Annotated in this window: 13 protein-coding genes and 1 tRNA gene; 5 read left to right on the top strand and 9 right to left on the bottom strand. The window is 59.8% G+C overall.

The annotated features are described in order from the left end of the window. Positions 1-68: 68 nt before the first annotated feature. On the top strand, positions 69-3,917 hold the full coding sequence (locus AC1DX3_RS12960; protein WP_476989716.1) for a M10 family metallopeptidase C-terminal domain-containing protein: 3,849 nt from the start codon (positions 69-71) through the stop codon (positions 3,915-3,917). Here AC1DX3_RS12960 and AC1DX3_RS12955 read toward each other — a convergent pair whose 3' ends face one another. The 5 genes from AC1DX3_RS12955 to rpmH all read right to left on the bottom strand — a co-directional run bounded on the left by AC1DX3_RS12955 (position 3,918) and on the right by rpmH (position 7,749). Next, positions 3,918-4,532, bottom strand: coding sequence for a hypothetical protein (locus AC1DX3_RS12955; protein WP_476989715.1), 615 nt, complete (start codon positions 4,530-4,532; stop codon positions 3,918-3,920). A 52-nt stretch (positions 4,533-4,584) separates the two neighbouring features. Continuing rightward, on the bottom strand, positions 4,585-5,235 hold the full coding sequence (yihA, locus tag AC1DX3_RS12950) for a ribosome biogenesis GTP-binding protein YihA/YsxC (RefSeq protein ID WP_476989804.1): 651 nt from the start codon (positions 5,233-5,235) through the stop codon (positions 4,585-4,587). Between the two features lie 32 nt (positions 5,236-5,267). Next, complete coding sequence (gene yidC / locus AC1DX3_RS12945; RefSeq protein WP_476989714.1) at positions 5,268-7,136, bottom strand: membrane protein insertase YidC; 1,869 nt, start codon at positions 7,134-7,136, stop codon at positions 5,268-5,270. A gap of 34 nt (positions 7,137-7,170) precedes the next feature. Continuing rightward, positions 7,171-7,506 (bottom strand): ribonuclease P protein component, encoded by a 336-nt coding sequence (gene rnpA / locus AC1DX3_RS12940; protein WP_476989713.1) that lies wholly within the window; start codon positions 7,504-7,506, stop codon positions 7,171-7,173. Between the two features lie 102 nt (positions 7,507-7,608). Next, positions 7,609-7,749, bottom strand: coding sequence for a 50S ribosomal protein L34 (rpmH, locus tag AC1DX3_RS12935; RefSeq protein WP_018080783.1), 141 nt, complete (start codon positions 7,747-7,749; stop codon positions 7,609-7,611). Between the two features lie 182 nt (positions 7,750-7,931). On the opposite strand from rpmH, the gene AC1DX3_RS12930 reads away from it, so the two are divergent. Continuing rightward, entirely contained in the window at positions 7,932-9,542 is a 1,611-nt protein-coding gene (locus tag AC1DX3_RS12930; protein WP_476989712.1) for a sensor histidine kinase, read from the top strand. Here the strand turns inward: AC1DX3_RS12930 and AC1DX3_RS12925 are convergent, their stop codons facing one another. From AC1DX3_RS12925 to AC1DX3_RS12910, 4 genes are read right to left on the bottom strand one after another with little or no spacing between them, the layout of a single operon-like run. After that, a complete protein-coding gene (locus AC1DX3_RS12925) occupies positions 9,543-9,890 on the bottom strand; it encodes a type II toxin-antitoxin system RelE/ParE family toxin (RefSeq protein WP_476989711.1) in 348 nt (115 codons plus the stop codon). Continuing rightward, complete coding sequence (locus AC1DX3_RS12920) at positions 9,890-10,171, bottom strand: ribbon-helix-helix domain-containing protein (RefSeq protein ID WP_476989710.1); 282 nt, start codon at positions 10,169-10,171, stop codon at positions 9,890-9,892. The genes AC1DX3_RS12925 and AC1DX3_RS12920 overlap by 1 nt, the downstream gene beginning before the upstream one ends. Before the next feature lie 59 nt (positions 10,172-10,230). Beyond that, positions 10,231-10,911, bottom strand: a complete 681-nt coding sequence (locus tag AC1DX3_RS12915) for an NAD-dependent deacylase (protein ID WP_476989709.1) — start codon at positions 10,909-10,911, stop codon at positions 10,231-10,233. After that, entirely contained in the window at positions 10,911-12,662 is a 1,752-nt protein-coding gene (locus AC1DX3_RS12910) for a gamma-glutamyltransferase family protein (RefSeq protein ID WP_476989708.1), read from the bottom strand. Before AC1DX3_RS12910 ends, AC1DX3_RS12915 begins: the two co-directional genes overlap by 1 nt. 188 nt (positions 12,663-12,850) lie before the next feature. Between AC1DX3_RS12910 and AC1DX3_RS12905 the strand changes: the two genes are divergently transcribed. The 3 genes from AC1DX3_RS12905 (at position 12,851) to AC1DX3_RS12895 (ending at position 14,078) form a co-directional block, all read left to right on the top strand. Further along, a tRNA-Arg gene (locus AC1DX3_RS12905) sits at positions 12,851-12,927 on the top strand. 309 nt (positions 12,928-13,236) lie between these two features. Next, the gene (locus AC1DX3_RS12900; RefSeq protein WP_476989707.1) at positions 13,237-13,587 is read left to right on the top strand and encodes a helix-turn-helix domain-containing protein; all 351 of its coding nucleotides are present in this window, start codon (positions 13,237-13,239) and stop codon (positions 13,585-13,587) included. A gap of 104 nt (positions 13,588-13,691) precedes the next feature. Then, positions 13,692-14,078, top strand: a complete 387-nt coding sequence (locus AC1DX3_RS12895; protein WP_476989706.1) for a hypothetical protein — start codon at positions 13,692-13,694, stop codon at positions 14,076-14,078. The last annotated feature ends 1 nt before the right edge of the window (position 14,079 follow it).

The following is a 14,079-nucleotide window of genomic DNA, read 5'->3' as shown; positions in this document are numbered from 1 at the left end:
ATTTAATACTGGTAATATTGTGTTAACCATGGCAGGAATGTGACAATTACATTTCAGGGGGTTTTGCCATGTTTAATCCATATATCAATTCGTCGCGTATTTTTGCCGTACCCACCAATCTCGATGCGCCGGCCTCGGGCGCTGACGATGCCTTGGCGAGCAGCGCCAGACTGGCTACGGGCCTGACCGCGGCGACGCTCGGCTACAATGGCGATGCCTTTTCCCAACATGGCCTTCTCGATCCGGTCGCCGTGGTCACGCGCGGCAGCCAGACCGATGGCGCCTATCACTTCCCCACTGGCTTTGCCGATGGTGGCGGGCGCACGTCCTCGACCGGCGGCCTGACCGGCGCTTCGGGTCCAGGTTTGACCGAAAAGCTCACGGAATATCAGCAAGACGGCACCTGGCATTTCAGCGGCAATCAGGACATAGATGCCGCCCTGTTCGGTTCGAAATGGTCGACCCTCAACTTGACCTACAGCTTCCCGACTGACGCGACCAATTACAACACGCCGTATTACAAGCCCGACTTTCTGCTCCATCAGGTCGCGCTTAACGCCCAACAACAAACGGCAGCGCAATATGCCTTTGGCCTGATCAGTGCCTATACGAACGTGACCTTTACCCAGGTTACGGAATCCGCAGATACCCACGGCAATATCCGCATCTCCCAGACCAGCAGCACGCAGGAAGCCTCTGCCGAGGGCAATTTCCCAGGCAGCGACGCTTCCGACGGCGATATATGGGTCGGCAAGAGCGCCAGCAATCCTCAGCCCTTTTATCTGACGCCCCAGATCGGCAACTGGGGCCAGGCCACGATCATGCACGAAATCGGCCATACTATGGGTCTGAAGCACGGTATGTCCGATTATTCAACCTTCGACCTGACGGTCGGCGGCTATGTCGACGGTCCCGGTCCCTTCTACGGTACGGCGGCCTTGCCGATCAATCATGACGGTCAGGCCTGGTCACTGATGACCTATTACAGCGATCCAGGGAATCCCGACCTGTTCGAAGGCGATCAGTTCAACCAGCCGCAAACCTATATGCAGAGCGACATTGCCGCACTGCAATATCTCTATGGCGCCAACTTTACGACAAACGCCGGCGACAATGTCTACACCTTCTCCGAGTCCACAGGGGAAATGTTCATCGATGGCGTCAGCCAAGGCGCGCCCTCCAGCGCGGTCGTTTTCCGGACTGTGTGGGACGGCAACGGCAACGACACCTATGATTTCAGCAACTTCACCGGTGACCAGAGCGTCGATTTGCGCGCCGGCGGCTGGTCAACCTTCAATGCGGCACAATTGGCCAATAACCGTGCCTATTCGCACCACGTCAACTATGCCCCGGGCAATGTCGCCAATGCCCTGCTGTATGACGGCAATACCCAGTCCTTGATTGACAACGCCATCGGCGGTTCGGGGAATGACCACATGCTGGGTAATCAGCTCGACAATCACCTGACGGGTGGATCGGGCAATGACTGGCTGGACGGTGGCGCCGGTAATGATACCCTGGTCGGAGGTATCGGCGACGACACCTATTTCATCGACGCAGGAGACATTTTCTCGGAAAATGTTGGCGAGGGGAACGATACGGTTGCCGCTGCCTTCTCTCTCGACATCGCCAATTACAGCAATTTTGAAAACGCCACTCTCTTGGGCAGCGCCGACCTAAATGCCGCCGGCACGGCAGACGACAATATCCTGACCGGCAATGATGGCATCAACATCCTGACCGGAGGTGCCGGCAACGATCGCTATGTGGTGCAAAATATCGGTGACGTTATCGTCGAAACCGCAGGCAACGGCACGGATAATGTCACCAGTTCGGTTGACTATACGCTGTCAGCCAATGTCGAAAACCTGACCCTGACGGGCCGCGGCAATCTGGCTGGCACCGGCAATATCAGCGACAACACTATCACCGGCAATATGGGTGACAACATCCTGACCGGTAACGACGGTGCCGACATTCTGAATGGCGAAGGCACGCTGCTCGGCACGCCCGTCGTGATGGATGCCAGCCTGCCGCTGCATGACGTCATCGCCAATGCGCTGGAAATCCCGCGCAATGCCTTCAGTTTGTCGTCCAATCCGGACATCGTCGCCTCGACGACCGTGCAGCATGCCACCGTCAAGTCGGTCGGCGACGGCACCTGGCACATGTACAGTTTTACCGTCGACGCGGCGGGCACCGCCGCTTTCGATATCGACCGGAGCATCGGCATCGACACCTGGATTCGTTTGTACAATTCTGCGGGCACCCTGCTGAAGGAAAACGACCAGTCGTTGATTACGAGCGGGGGGACGGGCAGCGTCACCCAGAACGATTCCTATTTGAGTTACAGTTTCACGACGCCAGGCACCTACTATATTGAAGTTGCAAATTGGGTTTCCAATTCGAACACCCATGGCGTTGTCCCGGTGGGCGCCAGCTATGATCTGAATATCAGCATTACCGGCCATAACCTCGCCCCGGACGGCAGCAACGACACGTTAAACGGCGGCAACGGCGATGACACGCTCAATGGCGGCATCGGCAGCGACATCCTGATTGGCGGCGGCGGCACCGATACGCTGGATGGCGGCACCGGCGCAGACACCATGACCGGTGGCAACGGTGACGACACCTATTATGTCGACAATGTCGGCGACACGATCGCGGACATCAGCGGTCAGGGCAATGACACGGTCAATGCCTCGGCCAGCTTTAACCTCTACGGCGCCTTTGTCGAGACGCTGAACCTGACGGGCACCGCTGATATCAACGGCACCGGCAACCAGCAGGACAACGTCCTGCGTGGCAATTCGGGACATAACGTATTGACCGGTCTCGGCGGCAACGACACACTGACCGGAGGCACCGGTGTCGGCGACAGCCTGATCGGTGGCGTCGGCGACGACAACTACTATCTCGTCAACGCGGGCGATACGGTCACCGAACTTTCCAACCAGGGCTACGACACCGTCTTCTCCTACGTCAATTACACCATGGGCAGCGCCTTCGTCGAGAAAGTGATCCTGCTGGGGACAGACAATCTCAATGTGACCGGCAACAGCCAGGCGAATTATCTGGTCGGCAATAGCAGCGCCAATAGCCTGACCGGCGGCGGTGGTGATGACATATTGGACGGCCTTGGCGGTGCCGATACCATGATTGGCGGTGCCGGCAACGATCAGTTCGTCGTCGATAATACACTCGACGTCGTGAAGGAAAATTCCGGCGAGGGCAGCGACGTCGTCTTTGCCAGTGTCAGTTACAGCCTGGCCGGCAGTTTCGTTGAAGAGCTCGATCTGACCGGGACCGACGCCATCAATGCCACGGGTAACAGCCTCGACAACAGCCTGTTCGGCAACAGCGGCGCCAATACCCTGACCGGCGGCCTCGGCAATGATATCCTCGACGGCATGGGCGGCGGCGATAACCTTGACGGCGGGAAGGGCAACGATACCTACTACATCCGCGATGTCAGCGACACCATCGTCGAACTCAGCGGTGAAGGCACCGATCAGGTTTATTCCGCCATCTCCTTCAGCCTGGTCGGCCAGGCGATCGAGAACCTGACCCTGACCGGCACGGCCTATCTGGCGACAGGCAACAGCCTCGACAACGTCCTGATCGGCAGCAATGCCGACAACCGACTGATCGGCGGCGTCGGCCACGACACCCTGACCGGCGGCGGCGGGACGGACGCCTTCTATTTCAGCACCGGCAGCGGGGCCGACATCATCACCGACTTCCACGCCGGCGAAAACGACCGGATCAATATCCACAGCTATACCCTGGGCACGGAAAACGACGCCATTCTGATCCAGCTTGGCAACGACACCATCATCAATCTTGGCGGCGGCAATAACATCACTGTCCAGAATACCCAGGTGTCGGACCTGAGCGGACATATCGTCTGGTGATCAGGTCTTCGGCAGCACGGTCCGGCGCGGCGAAAACCGCGCCGCCGTCAGTTTGTCCGATACCGAACTGACCTTGGTATCGACATAGCCGAGCGACGCCAGGTGCGCCCGCACGGCCGATTCCGGGAGGGTCGACTTGGCGCCCTTGGGATAGACGATCCAGATAGGTGCGTGGCTCATGGTCTGGGTCAGTTCCCCCAGTGCGTCGCCCAGCTCGTCCGGCGTATGGACAATGGCGATGGCCTGGGTGGCTTCGACATAGTCGGCGGTGACGGCGCCCAGCAGCGCCTCATTGACCGCCGCGTCGTCGACCCGGCCCCACACCAGCGCCTTGTGCGTTGCACCGACCCCCAGCTTCTCCGCCAGGGTCGGCGGCGCCGTCGTCAGTTTCTTCAGCCACTTACCGGCCTGACCGGCGGGCAGGGTGAGCGTGTAGGCCGTGCCCTCGTGCTCGAACACCAGCTGATCGCCGGCGGCGTGGGGATTGGCGAGATCGTTGATAGCAAGGGTCTTTTTGACAGCCCCGCGCAGAATCAATTCGCGGCTTTCCAGCAGCGCCTTGACGGCGACGGTTTGGCCATTGACGCTTAATTCGCTGACGGCTTCGAGTCCCATGACGGTCATCCTCGCTTAAAGGAGCCGTCAGATTATCATGTGCTGTGTAAAATTACAGCGTAACGTTGGTGACCTGCATGATTTCGGCGCGCAGTTCGGGAATGCCGAAACCTTTTTCCGAAGACGTCGCCAGCACGACCGGGTGAGCGGCCGGACGCTTACGGATAGCCGCCTGGGCGCTGGCGATAACCTTGGCCAGTTCGGCCGGCTTGATCTTGTCGGCCTTGGTCAGGACGATCTGGTAGCTGACGGCCGCCTTGTCGAGCGCATCCATCGGTTCCTTGTCGACGTCTTTCAGACCATGCCGCGCATCGATCAGCAGGTAGCAACGCATCAGGCCCGGGCGTCCGCGCAGATAATCGCGGCCCAGGTTCTGGAACTTCTTGACCGTCGTCTTCGAGGCGCGCGCCCAGCCATAGCCCGGCAAGTCGACCAGGCGCAGGGTCTCATTCAGCACGAAGAAGTTAACCTCGCGCGTCCGGCCGGGCTCGTTCGAGGCCCGCGCCAGGTGCTTTTGCCCGACCAGGGCATTGATCAACGACGATTTGCCGACATTGGAGCGGCCGGCAAAGGCGACTTCGGGCAGGTCGCCGGGCGGCAGGCCATCCACCGAAACGGCGCCCATCATGAAGGCGACCGGGCGGGCGAACAGGACGCGTGCGGCTTCCAGCTGCTCGTCGCTATAGGTGACTTCTACCTTCAGCGGCTCCGGCTTGGCATTTTTGGGAGCGTCGGTCACGCGGCCTTCTTCTTGTCGTCGGTCTTGCCCGTCAACTTGGCGATCAGGTCATCGACCGGGTTTTCGACCTTCAGGCGGCGCATGATGCTGTACTGCTGCAACATGGTCAGGATGTTGTTCCACAGGTAATAGACCATCAAACCGATGGCCAGTTGCGAGAAGAAGAACACCATCATCAACGGCATGAAGGCCATCATCTTCTTCTGCATCGGGTCGACCCCGACCATCGGCGTCATTTGCTGGCTAGCCCACATGCTGATGCCGTAGAGGATGGCCATCGGACCGATGTGCAGCGGCCCCGAAAGGATGCCGCCGATCATCGGCACGGTGGCCGGATCGAAGGGCAACAGGCCGAACAGGTTGATAATGGTCAAAGGATCCGGCGCCGACAGGTCGGTGATCCAGCCGAAGAACGGCGCGTGGCGCAGTTCGATGCCCATTTGCAGCACCTTGACCAGGCAGATAAAGACCGGGATCTGCAGCAGCATGGGTAAACAGCCCGAAAGGCCGGCCATCGGATTGACCTTCTCTTCCTGGTACAGCGCCATGGTGGCTTCCTGCTGCTTCTGCTGGTCGTCCGGATAGCGCTTCTTGATGGCGTCCAGCTTCGGCTGCAGATGCTGCTGCACATGCTTCATTTTCGTCATCGATTCGTAGGACTTGTGCGCCAACGGATAGAAGACGATCTTGACGATGACGGTCAGGGCCAGGATGGCGAGACCGAAATTGCCAAGCATCTTATAAAGCCAGGCAAGCAGTAGATAGAAGGGGATAGTGATAAAGTTGAGGGTGCCCCAGTCCATGGCCCACCCGAACCGCGGGATGCCGGACTTTTGATAGGCGTCGAGATTGTCGTGTAGCTTGGCGCCGGCAAAGATACGCGACTGACCCTTCCACACGGCGCCGGGCGCTATCCGGAAGCCGTGGTCGACATAGCCAGCTTGGAAGGTCGGCTTGCTATCCTTCAGGTTGGCATTCGTGGTGAAATTGACCGCTTGCTTTTGATCCGGGATTACGGCGGCCATCCAATATTTGTCGGTAATGCCGAACCATCCGCCGACTGAAGGCTGCATGTTCAGCGCCTTGGCGCCCTTTGGCTTGGCCAGATCCTTGTAGCTGTACGATTGGGTGGTGTAGTCCTTCAACGAGGCAGGTGCCATGGATTTCGACAACGTCGCCATGCTGCCTTCGTGAACATAGGCCGACTTGCCGGCCTCGACCGGCATATCATGGCGGATAACATAGCTCGACGGCGCAATGACGGCCGGCTGACCCGACGCATTGGCGATCTGGTCATCCTCGGTTATCATGTAATTATCATCGATGCTGAGGGTACGCTGGAAGCGCAGGCCGGCGCCATTATCATAGCTGAGCACGATCGGCTTGCCGGGGCTGAGCACAGTGCCGGATGTTAGGGTCCACAGCGAGTCAACGGTCGGCATATTGGGCAGGTTCTGGCCGACAAATCCCGACAGGACATAGAATGCATGTTCGCCCAAGGCTGGGCGTAGCAGTTCAACAGGAGGCGACTTAGGGTCAACCGTCTCGTGATATTTGACTAGGTAGAGATCATCGATCAAGCCGCCCCGCAGGGCGATGCTGCCCTTCAATGATGGCGTGTCGATTGGCACGCGCGGCGACCGCGCCAGAGCCTGCTCGCGCGTCAGTGTGCCGGTGCTGCCGACGGGCAGGCCGGCCGCCACCGCGGCGACCGAGGACGAAGACGCAGCCGCAACGGCGACGGCGCGGGCCGCTTCCGCCTTCTTTTGTTGGGGCCCCATGACGAAATACTGATAGCCGAACAGCAAGACCATGCTGGCTAACAGGAAATAGATCATATTCTTGTTGTCGTCGGTGTTGTTCATCGAACGGTCTTTATTCCAGGGGACATAAAAAAGGTCAGCGTTTGGCGCGCGCCAGCCTTATCAGGGCGGCTTTGACATCGTCAAGTAAACCCTGCCATGACGCGGTGCCTGTCGTGGCGCGGGCGATCAATACATAGTCGTGGCCGGGCAGGCCGAGTTCCGGCACCAGGGCGCGCGCCGCCTCGCGCAGCCGGCGCTTGGCGCGGTTACGTGCAACGGCGTTGCCGATCTTCTTGGTGGCGGTAAAACCCAGCCGGATCGTCTCGTTCTCATCGTCGCGGGCGCGTGCCTGCACCACCACGGCGGGCTTCGCCTGGTAGGCAGACTTGGCGGCCTTCAAGAAATCGGCGCGGTGGGTGAGATGAATCATGTGGGGGATATGTGGGAAAGCTGGGCGTAAATACAAGAAAAGCCCTTAAACGAGTTAAGGGCTTGTCTCAAATATCGATTTTGAGTCGCTTGCGCGGCCGGATTAGGCCGTCAGACGCTTGCGGCCCTTGGCGCGGCGGCGTGCAACGATCTTTTGACCGTTCTTGGTGGCCATGCGCGTGCGGTAACCGTGGCGGCGCTTACGCACGAGGCGGCTCGGCTGATAGGTGCGTTTCGTTCCCATGGTGGGCTCCGGAATAGGTTAGGGGGCACCCCGAAGGCGCCGGAATTCATAAAGAGGGGCGTCGATAGTCCACGTATCGTCCCTTGTCAACTTCATTTCAGAATGGTTTGGGATATTTACACCCTTTTCGCCATATTTACACTATATATGGAACTGGTGATTTGGAATGGCGGTAGCACACTGTGTTTGATCAGGGCAAATCGAACGACAGGCTTGTCAAAGCCACGCCGGCAAAGGGCGGGACGCCGAAGGTTGGCGGCGTGACGCGGCCGCGTGACGGCTTCTATGCCGAACGCCTGGCCAGGGCGCTCAGTGCCGCTGGCGCCTTCTCGCTGAAATACGGCATGCTGGGCCTGACGGCCGCGCGCAAATTCGTCCTCAGCCTGTCCGGGCAACTCCTTATCCTCACCGCCGTCTTCGTCATGATCGTCGAGGTCGTCATCCTGGTGCCGTCGCTCGCCTCGGACCAGGAACGCTGGCTGACCGATAGCGTACGCAAGGCGGAGAACGTCTCCCTGGCCATCGACGCCTCCCCCAAGAACGCCGTGCGCAGCGATCTGGCGCCCAAATTGCTCAACAGCGCCGGCGTCTATTTCCTGGCGATTCAGAACAAGGGCAATCGTGACTATGTCGTCCGCGATCCCGACCCCAATATCGTCATCCCCGACAAGATCCTCGACATGCGCGAGTCGCACAAGAATATCGGCGGTGACCTCGCCTATCTCGCGGCGCCATGGCAGACCCTGCTCGGCAGTCCCGACCGGCTGATCCATCTCGAGGCCCAGCCCAAGGTGCGTTCGGGGCAACTGATCGAGATCGTCGTGCCGGCCGAACCGCTCAAGACCTATCTCAAGACCAGCCTCCTCAGCATGCTGCGCGTCTCGCTCAGCATCTCGCTTGCCGCCGGTATCCTGGTTTTCGCCGCCTTGTCGGCCTTTATCGTCCGCCCGATCCAGAACCTGACCCGCGGCATCGTCCGCTTCAAGGCCAATCCCGAAGACGCCCAGGCCGTGGCGCAGCCGTCCGGCCGCCTTGACGAAATCGGCCATATCGAACGCGAACTGGCCTCGATGCAGGAAGAGGTGCGCCAGGCCCTGCGTTCGCGCGCGCGGTTGGCGGCGCTCGGCCAGGCCGTCAGCAAGATCAATCACGACCTGCGCAACATGCTGACCTCGGCCCAGATGGCGTCCGACCGCCTGGCCAATTCCGCCGATCCGACCGTCGCCAAGGCCCTGCCGCGCCTCGAACGCGCGCTCGACCGCGCCCTGTCCCTGGCGCAAAACGTCCTGACCTACGGCAAGTCCGACGAACACGCCCCGGCGATCCAGATCGTCCGTTTGAAAGACCTGGCCGAGGCCGCCGCCGAAGACGCCGGCCTGGGCTTGACACCCCAGGCGACCGAACCGGTGCGTTTTACCCTCAAACTCGCCAAGGGCTTTTTCCTCGAAGCCGACCCGGAACAGCTGCACCGTCTGCTGGTCAATCTGATGCGCAATGCCCGTCAGGCGATCGAGCTCCAGCCCAATCGCAAGGCGCGCGGCAGGGTATCCCTGACCGCCATCAAGACGACGGAGGAGGTTCTGCTGATCGTCAGCGACAATGGCCCGGGTATCCCCGAAAAGACGCGTGAAAAGCTGTTCCAGCCCTTCACCTCGTCCAACACGCCGGGCGGTTCCGGCCTCGGCCTCGCCATCGCCCGCGAACTGGCCCAGATACATGGCGGCGATGTCCGCCTGGTCAGCTCCGGCGCCGACGGTACGACGTTCGAAGTGCGATTGCCGCTAAAGCCGTAGTCACAATCCTCGGGAAAATTCGGCCAAGGCCGCCTTGAAACGCTTGCTTTGGGAAGCCAGACGCTTTTCGACATGGCTTGACTGATGCAGCAGGGTAATGACGATGACATCGTCATTTATAACGTCGAAAACTATGAAATGTTCCTGCGCTGCGACCATGCGTAAAGGGACGCTGCGAGCATAACGACTTTGGTCTCTGTCCGGTGCTTTCGCCAGCTTGGCCAATGTTCCGTAAAGATCGGCAAGGTACCGCTCGGTCCGGTCCTTGCCCCAGGTTTGAAGTGAATGCCGTTCAATATCCTGCAAATTTGCCAAGGCTTCCGCCATCAGCAGAAAATCACCGGCCACTATTTCCAGCCTTTGGCTTTTCGCTTTTCATACAAAGCCATGTCGTCTTTGAAATTACCTGTCGAGACGATGTAACGTCCCTCGGCATAGTCCTGATAGCCGCGCAAAATCTTGGCTTCAAACGCTGCCTGCGCTTCGTCTTCGTGCTTTTCCATATCGCGGCGGATCAGATCGCGAACATATTCGCTTGGCGTCTCATAAGATCCGTCTTCACCGACCATACGGGCGACGAAATCCGACAATGGCCCGGACAGACGGGTGTTGATACGATCATAGCCCATGACAATCTCCTGATGCCATAAGGTACATTATGTCGCATAAATGATCAAGTTTGTCGCCATTATTGCGACAAAAGATGCTCCACATACGCCGGCACGACCTGCGTGGCCGGTCCCAATATCTTCTCGTCGAACAGACTATGCCCCATGGATGGCTCCAGATTAAGCTCGACCGTATGGGCGCCGGCGCGCTTGGCGGCAGAAACAAACCCCGCTGCCGGATAGACGTTGCCCGAGGTCCCGATCGACAAAAACAGGCTACATTTTCTTAGTGCCTGTTCGATCCTGTCCATCTCCAGCGGCATCTCTCCGAACCAGACGATGTGTGGCCGCAGGTCCGACTCGACGGGAATATCCGTCGACCACTCGCGCACCTCCTCTGTGACCACTTGGCGGGCCTTCAGCAACTCGCCATGCATATGCAACACAGGCGCTGCCCCAACCGCCGTATGCGCGCGGTCATGCAGATCATCGACATTCTGCGTCACGATCAGGGCATCGCCCGGCCATTCCGCCGCCAACCGGGCCAGGGCATGATGCGCCGCATTTGGCTCGACGTCCCGCAACTGGCGCCGCCGCTCATTATAGAAGTCCTGGACCAAGGCCGGATTTGCGGCAAAGCCTTTCGGCGTGGCGACAGCTTCGACGCGGTGGCCGCACCACAGCCCGTCCGAGGCGCGAAAAGTCGGCACGCCCGACTCAGCCGATATGCCGGCGCCGGTAAGAACGACAATATTCCTCATCAATGTGCCTTCATCACGACGCCTTCACGGCGCAAGTCGGCGCCGCCGCCGAAGCTGCCATCCTTGTCGCGCAGGATGGAGTTCAGTCCCGACTCTTCACCGGTCATCGGCGTCAGGGTGTAGCCCATGGCTGTCAAGCCGTCCCAAATCTTCGGCTCCATCAAGCCCTGCTCGATACGGATCGAGTCGCCGCGGGCCACGACGTTGGGCAGGTTGATGGCGTCCTGCATGGGCATATGCCAATCCAGCACGGCGATCAGGACTTTGAGATTATAAGAAGGGATGGACGATCCGCCGGGCGAACCGATGGCAGCGATCACGGTCTTGCCCGAGCTGTCGAAAACGATGACCGGCGCCATTGATGACCGCGGGTGCTTGCCCGACGCGACGCTGTTGGCCGCGGGCTGGCCGTCGGGCATAACGGGACTGAACGAAAAATCGGTCAGCTGGTTATTGAGGAAAAAGCCGCCGACCATACGTCCGGTGCCGAAGAAGCTTTCGACCGTCGTCGTCATGCTGAGGAAGTTGCCGTAACTGTCACGGACGACGAAATGGCTGGTCCCGCCGGGCTCGATCGTCGCATCGACCCCGGGGCTGACGCTTTGTGGCGGCGTGCCGGCCTTAGGCGCCGGATTGGCCGTGCCGATCTTGATCTGAGCCGACCGCGACAAGGTATAGTTGCTGTTGAGATAGCCGTTTTCCATGGCCGTAAATTCGGGCGTATCGCCTTCGTAGCGATCGCGGTCGGCATACATCAATCGCTCCGCCTCGATCAATACCTGCCACGACCGCGGGTCGTGGACACCCCAGGCCGCCAGAGGCTGGGCCTCGGCGATGCGCAAGCCCTGCAACAGGGCGATCCCGCCGGAGGGCGCGTTGGTCGAGCAGACGATATAGATGTGGTAGGGCACGCATAAAGGCTTGCTCGTATAGTTGCCGCCGGTCTTGTAGATGGGGCTGGTCGTCACCTTCACCTTATAGGCCTGCAGGTCGGCCAGGGTCATGGTGCCGCCCAAAGGCGCCTCATGCGTCTTGGCGACCAGGGCTTCGGCGATCGGTCCATCGCGGAAGACGTCGCTGCGCCGGGCGGCAAAGGCACGCAGGGTCGCGGCATAAGCCTTGTTGACGATGGTGTCGCCGGTGCGATGAAACCCGCCCTGGCCGTCGCCGAGATAGGCGATAAAGTCAGGCGTATGCTTTTCGGCAAAGTCGACGTTTTGCAGATAATTGCCCAGCCGCCTGGTAATAGCGAAACCGTTGTCCGCCTGGGCGATGGCCGCATCGAACAGGCTGTTCCACGGCAGTTTGCCATGATCCTTCTGCGCCTGGTCCAGCATGAACATGGCGCCGGGCACACCGGTGGCGCGGCCGGACACAACGGCATCCCTGAACGCCAAAGGTGCGCCGTCGTCGCCCATGAACATGTCGGGCGTGGCCCCGGCCGGCGCCGTTTCGCGGCCATTATAATCGCTGATCTGGCCCGTTTGGGCGTCGTAATAGAGCATGAAGCTGCCGCCGCCCAAGCCCGAGCTTTGGGGTTCGACCAAGCCCAGCATGGCCTGGATGGCCACGGCGGCGTCGGCCGCGGTCCCCCCGCGTTTCAGCACGTCCATCCCGGCCTGGGCGGCCAGCGGTTCGGCGGCGGCGATGATGGGGTGAACCTTGACGGGGTGGGGGCGGGCCTGCGCGCCTGAGGCCACGACCGCTATGACTGTCATGAGGGGGAGAAGTTTCACGGACAGTCGGGACATGCGGTACTCCTGGACATAGGTTCGGCGGATATATAGGCAGTTAGAGCGCGGTCTCGCAGAGGCGATCAACAAAAAATCATCAGTGCGGGGCGAAAAAGTGTCGATCAGCGCTTGCCTTTGCTGTCGAGGTCAACTAAATGTCCGCGCCTTGCTGAGGACCGCTTTGTTTTCGGCACAGAAAAAGAAATGCACTCGTAGCTCAGCTGGATAGAGCATCAGACTACGAATCTGAGGGTCGGGCGTTCGAATCGCTCCGAGTGCGCCATTTCTTCAAAAAGCCTCCCAGTCGGGAGGCTTTTTGCGTTATGGCTGCCTCGTGGCCATACGAACGCATGCGTTCGGCGCGACAGATGCGGGCGCGCGACGCCGCTGCGCTCACGCAATTCCTCCGATCGCGTCTCATTCTTCTCGCACGCGCTTCAAAATAATGTGTACACCAAAAAGTTGTTTTAGTGAACGATTAAGCCTGGTCGTGGTATACAAGCTTAAGTAACAATCGTTTGCAGTGAGTAGCATGAAAAGCGTAATCAGTGAGACCAATCCCGTCGACATCCATGTAGGTGGGCGTGTGCGGATGAGACGGAAATTCCTCAACCTAAGCCAAAGCGACCTCGCCGACGCCATCGGCTTGACCTTCCAGCAGGTGCAGAAATACGAGCGCGGCACGAACCGCATCAGCGCTTCGAAACTTTTCGAAATCGGCCGCACACTGAAAGTGCCCGTGGCCTATTTCTTCGAAGGCTATGGCGATCCTGCGGCTGGTGGCACCACAAAGGAATCGCAGGCCGAGCAAACCGTGAACGGCTTCCTGATGACGGCCGAAGGCATTGAACTGGCCGACGCCTTCCCGCGCATCGCCAACGCCAAGCACCGCCGCAAGGTGATGGAACTGGTTCGTACCCTGGCCGAGGACGACGCCGTCTGATCTTTTCTCCGTAAGTCTCGCGACACGCCGCGGGCCTTACGGCGTTTGTAATTATAACGACGTTCTTTTTGTGCTATAAGCGCCTCATACCGGGGAGGTGCACGATGAAATCCAGACTTGCGGCTGCATTGCCCGCCTTCGCCCTATTCGCTACGGGCGCCACTGCCCAGGACCTGCAAGCCGATCGCAACGGAGATCCCGTCGAGCAGTTTCTCTACTATCAGTCAGCCGCCAGCGCGGAGGCTGACACGGCCACCCAAGCCTTGGAGGACGGTGACCTGAAAACCGCCTGCGCCGCCCTGGAAGCCCTGCAAACCGACAGCTTCCAGGCGTCGTTGTTGCTCGGGCCTATCATGAAGACGGTCAGGACCGACGAGGGGCTCGACGAAGCGACGCGCGAAGACGAATTGCAGCAGTTGCGCGACTATGATCAGGCTCTGAACGACATGTGGGACACGGCGTCACACAAATGGGACCAGTATTGCACCTGAC

The organism is Asticcacaulis sp. P2_B1, from assembly GCF_056404915.1.
This window is presented reverse-complemented; position numbering and strand designations above follow the sequence as displayed.

What these genes read in the sequence shown, in the direction of transcription:
- AC1DX3_RS12960 (WP_476989716.1), top strand. Translation starts at nt 69, where the DNA reads ATGTTTAATCCATATATCAATTCGTCGCGTATTTTTGCCGTACCCACC.
- AC1DX3_RS12955 (WP_476989715.1), bottom strand. Translation starts at nt 4,532, where the DNA reads ATGGGACTCGAAGCCGTCAGCGAATTAAGCGTCAATGGCCAAACCGTC.
- yidC (WP_476989714.1), bottom strand. Translation starts at nt 7,136, where the DNA reads ATGAACAACACCGACGACAACAAGAATATGATCTATTTCCTGTTAGCC.
- rnpA (WP_476989713.1), bottom strand. Translation starts at nt 7,506, where the DNA reads ATGATTCATCTCACCCACCGCGCCGATTTCTTGAAGGCCGCCAAGTCT.
- rpmH (WP_018080783.1), bottom strand. Translation starts at nt 7,749, where the DNA reads ATGGGAACGAAACGCACCTATCAGCCGAGCCGCCTCGTGCGTAAGCGC.
- AC1DX3_RS12920 (WP_476989710.1), bottom strand. Translation starts at nt 10,171, where the DNA reads ATGGGCTATGATCGTATCAACACCCGTCTGTCCGGGCCATTGTCGGAT.
- AC1DX3_RS12915 (WP_476989709.1), bottom strand. Translation starts at nt 10,911, where the DNA reads ATGAGGAATATTGTCGTTCTTACCGGCGCCGGCATATCGGCTGAGTCG.
- AC1DX3_RS12910 (WP_476989708.1), bottom strand. Translation starts at nt 12,662, where the DNA reads ATGTCCCGACTGTCCGTGAAACTTCTCCCCCTCATGACAGTCATAGCG.
- AC1DX3_RS12900 (WP_476989707.1), top strand. Translation starts at nt 13,237, where the DNA reads ATGAGACGGAAATTCCTCAACCTAAGCCAAAGCGACCTCGCCGACGCC.
- AC1DX3_RS12895 (WP_476989706.1), top strand. Translation starts at nt 13,692, where the DNA reads ATGAAATCCAGACTTGCGGCTGCATTGCCCGCCTTCGCCCTATTCGCT.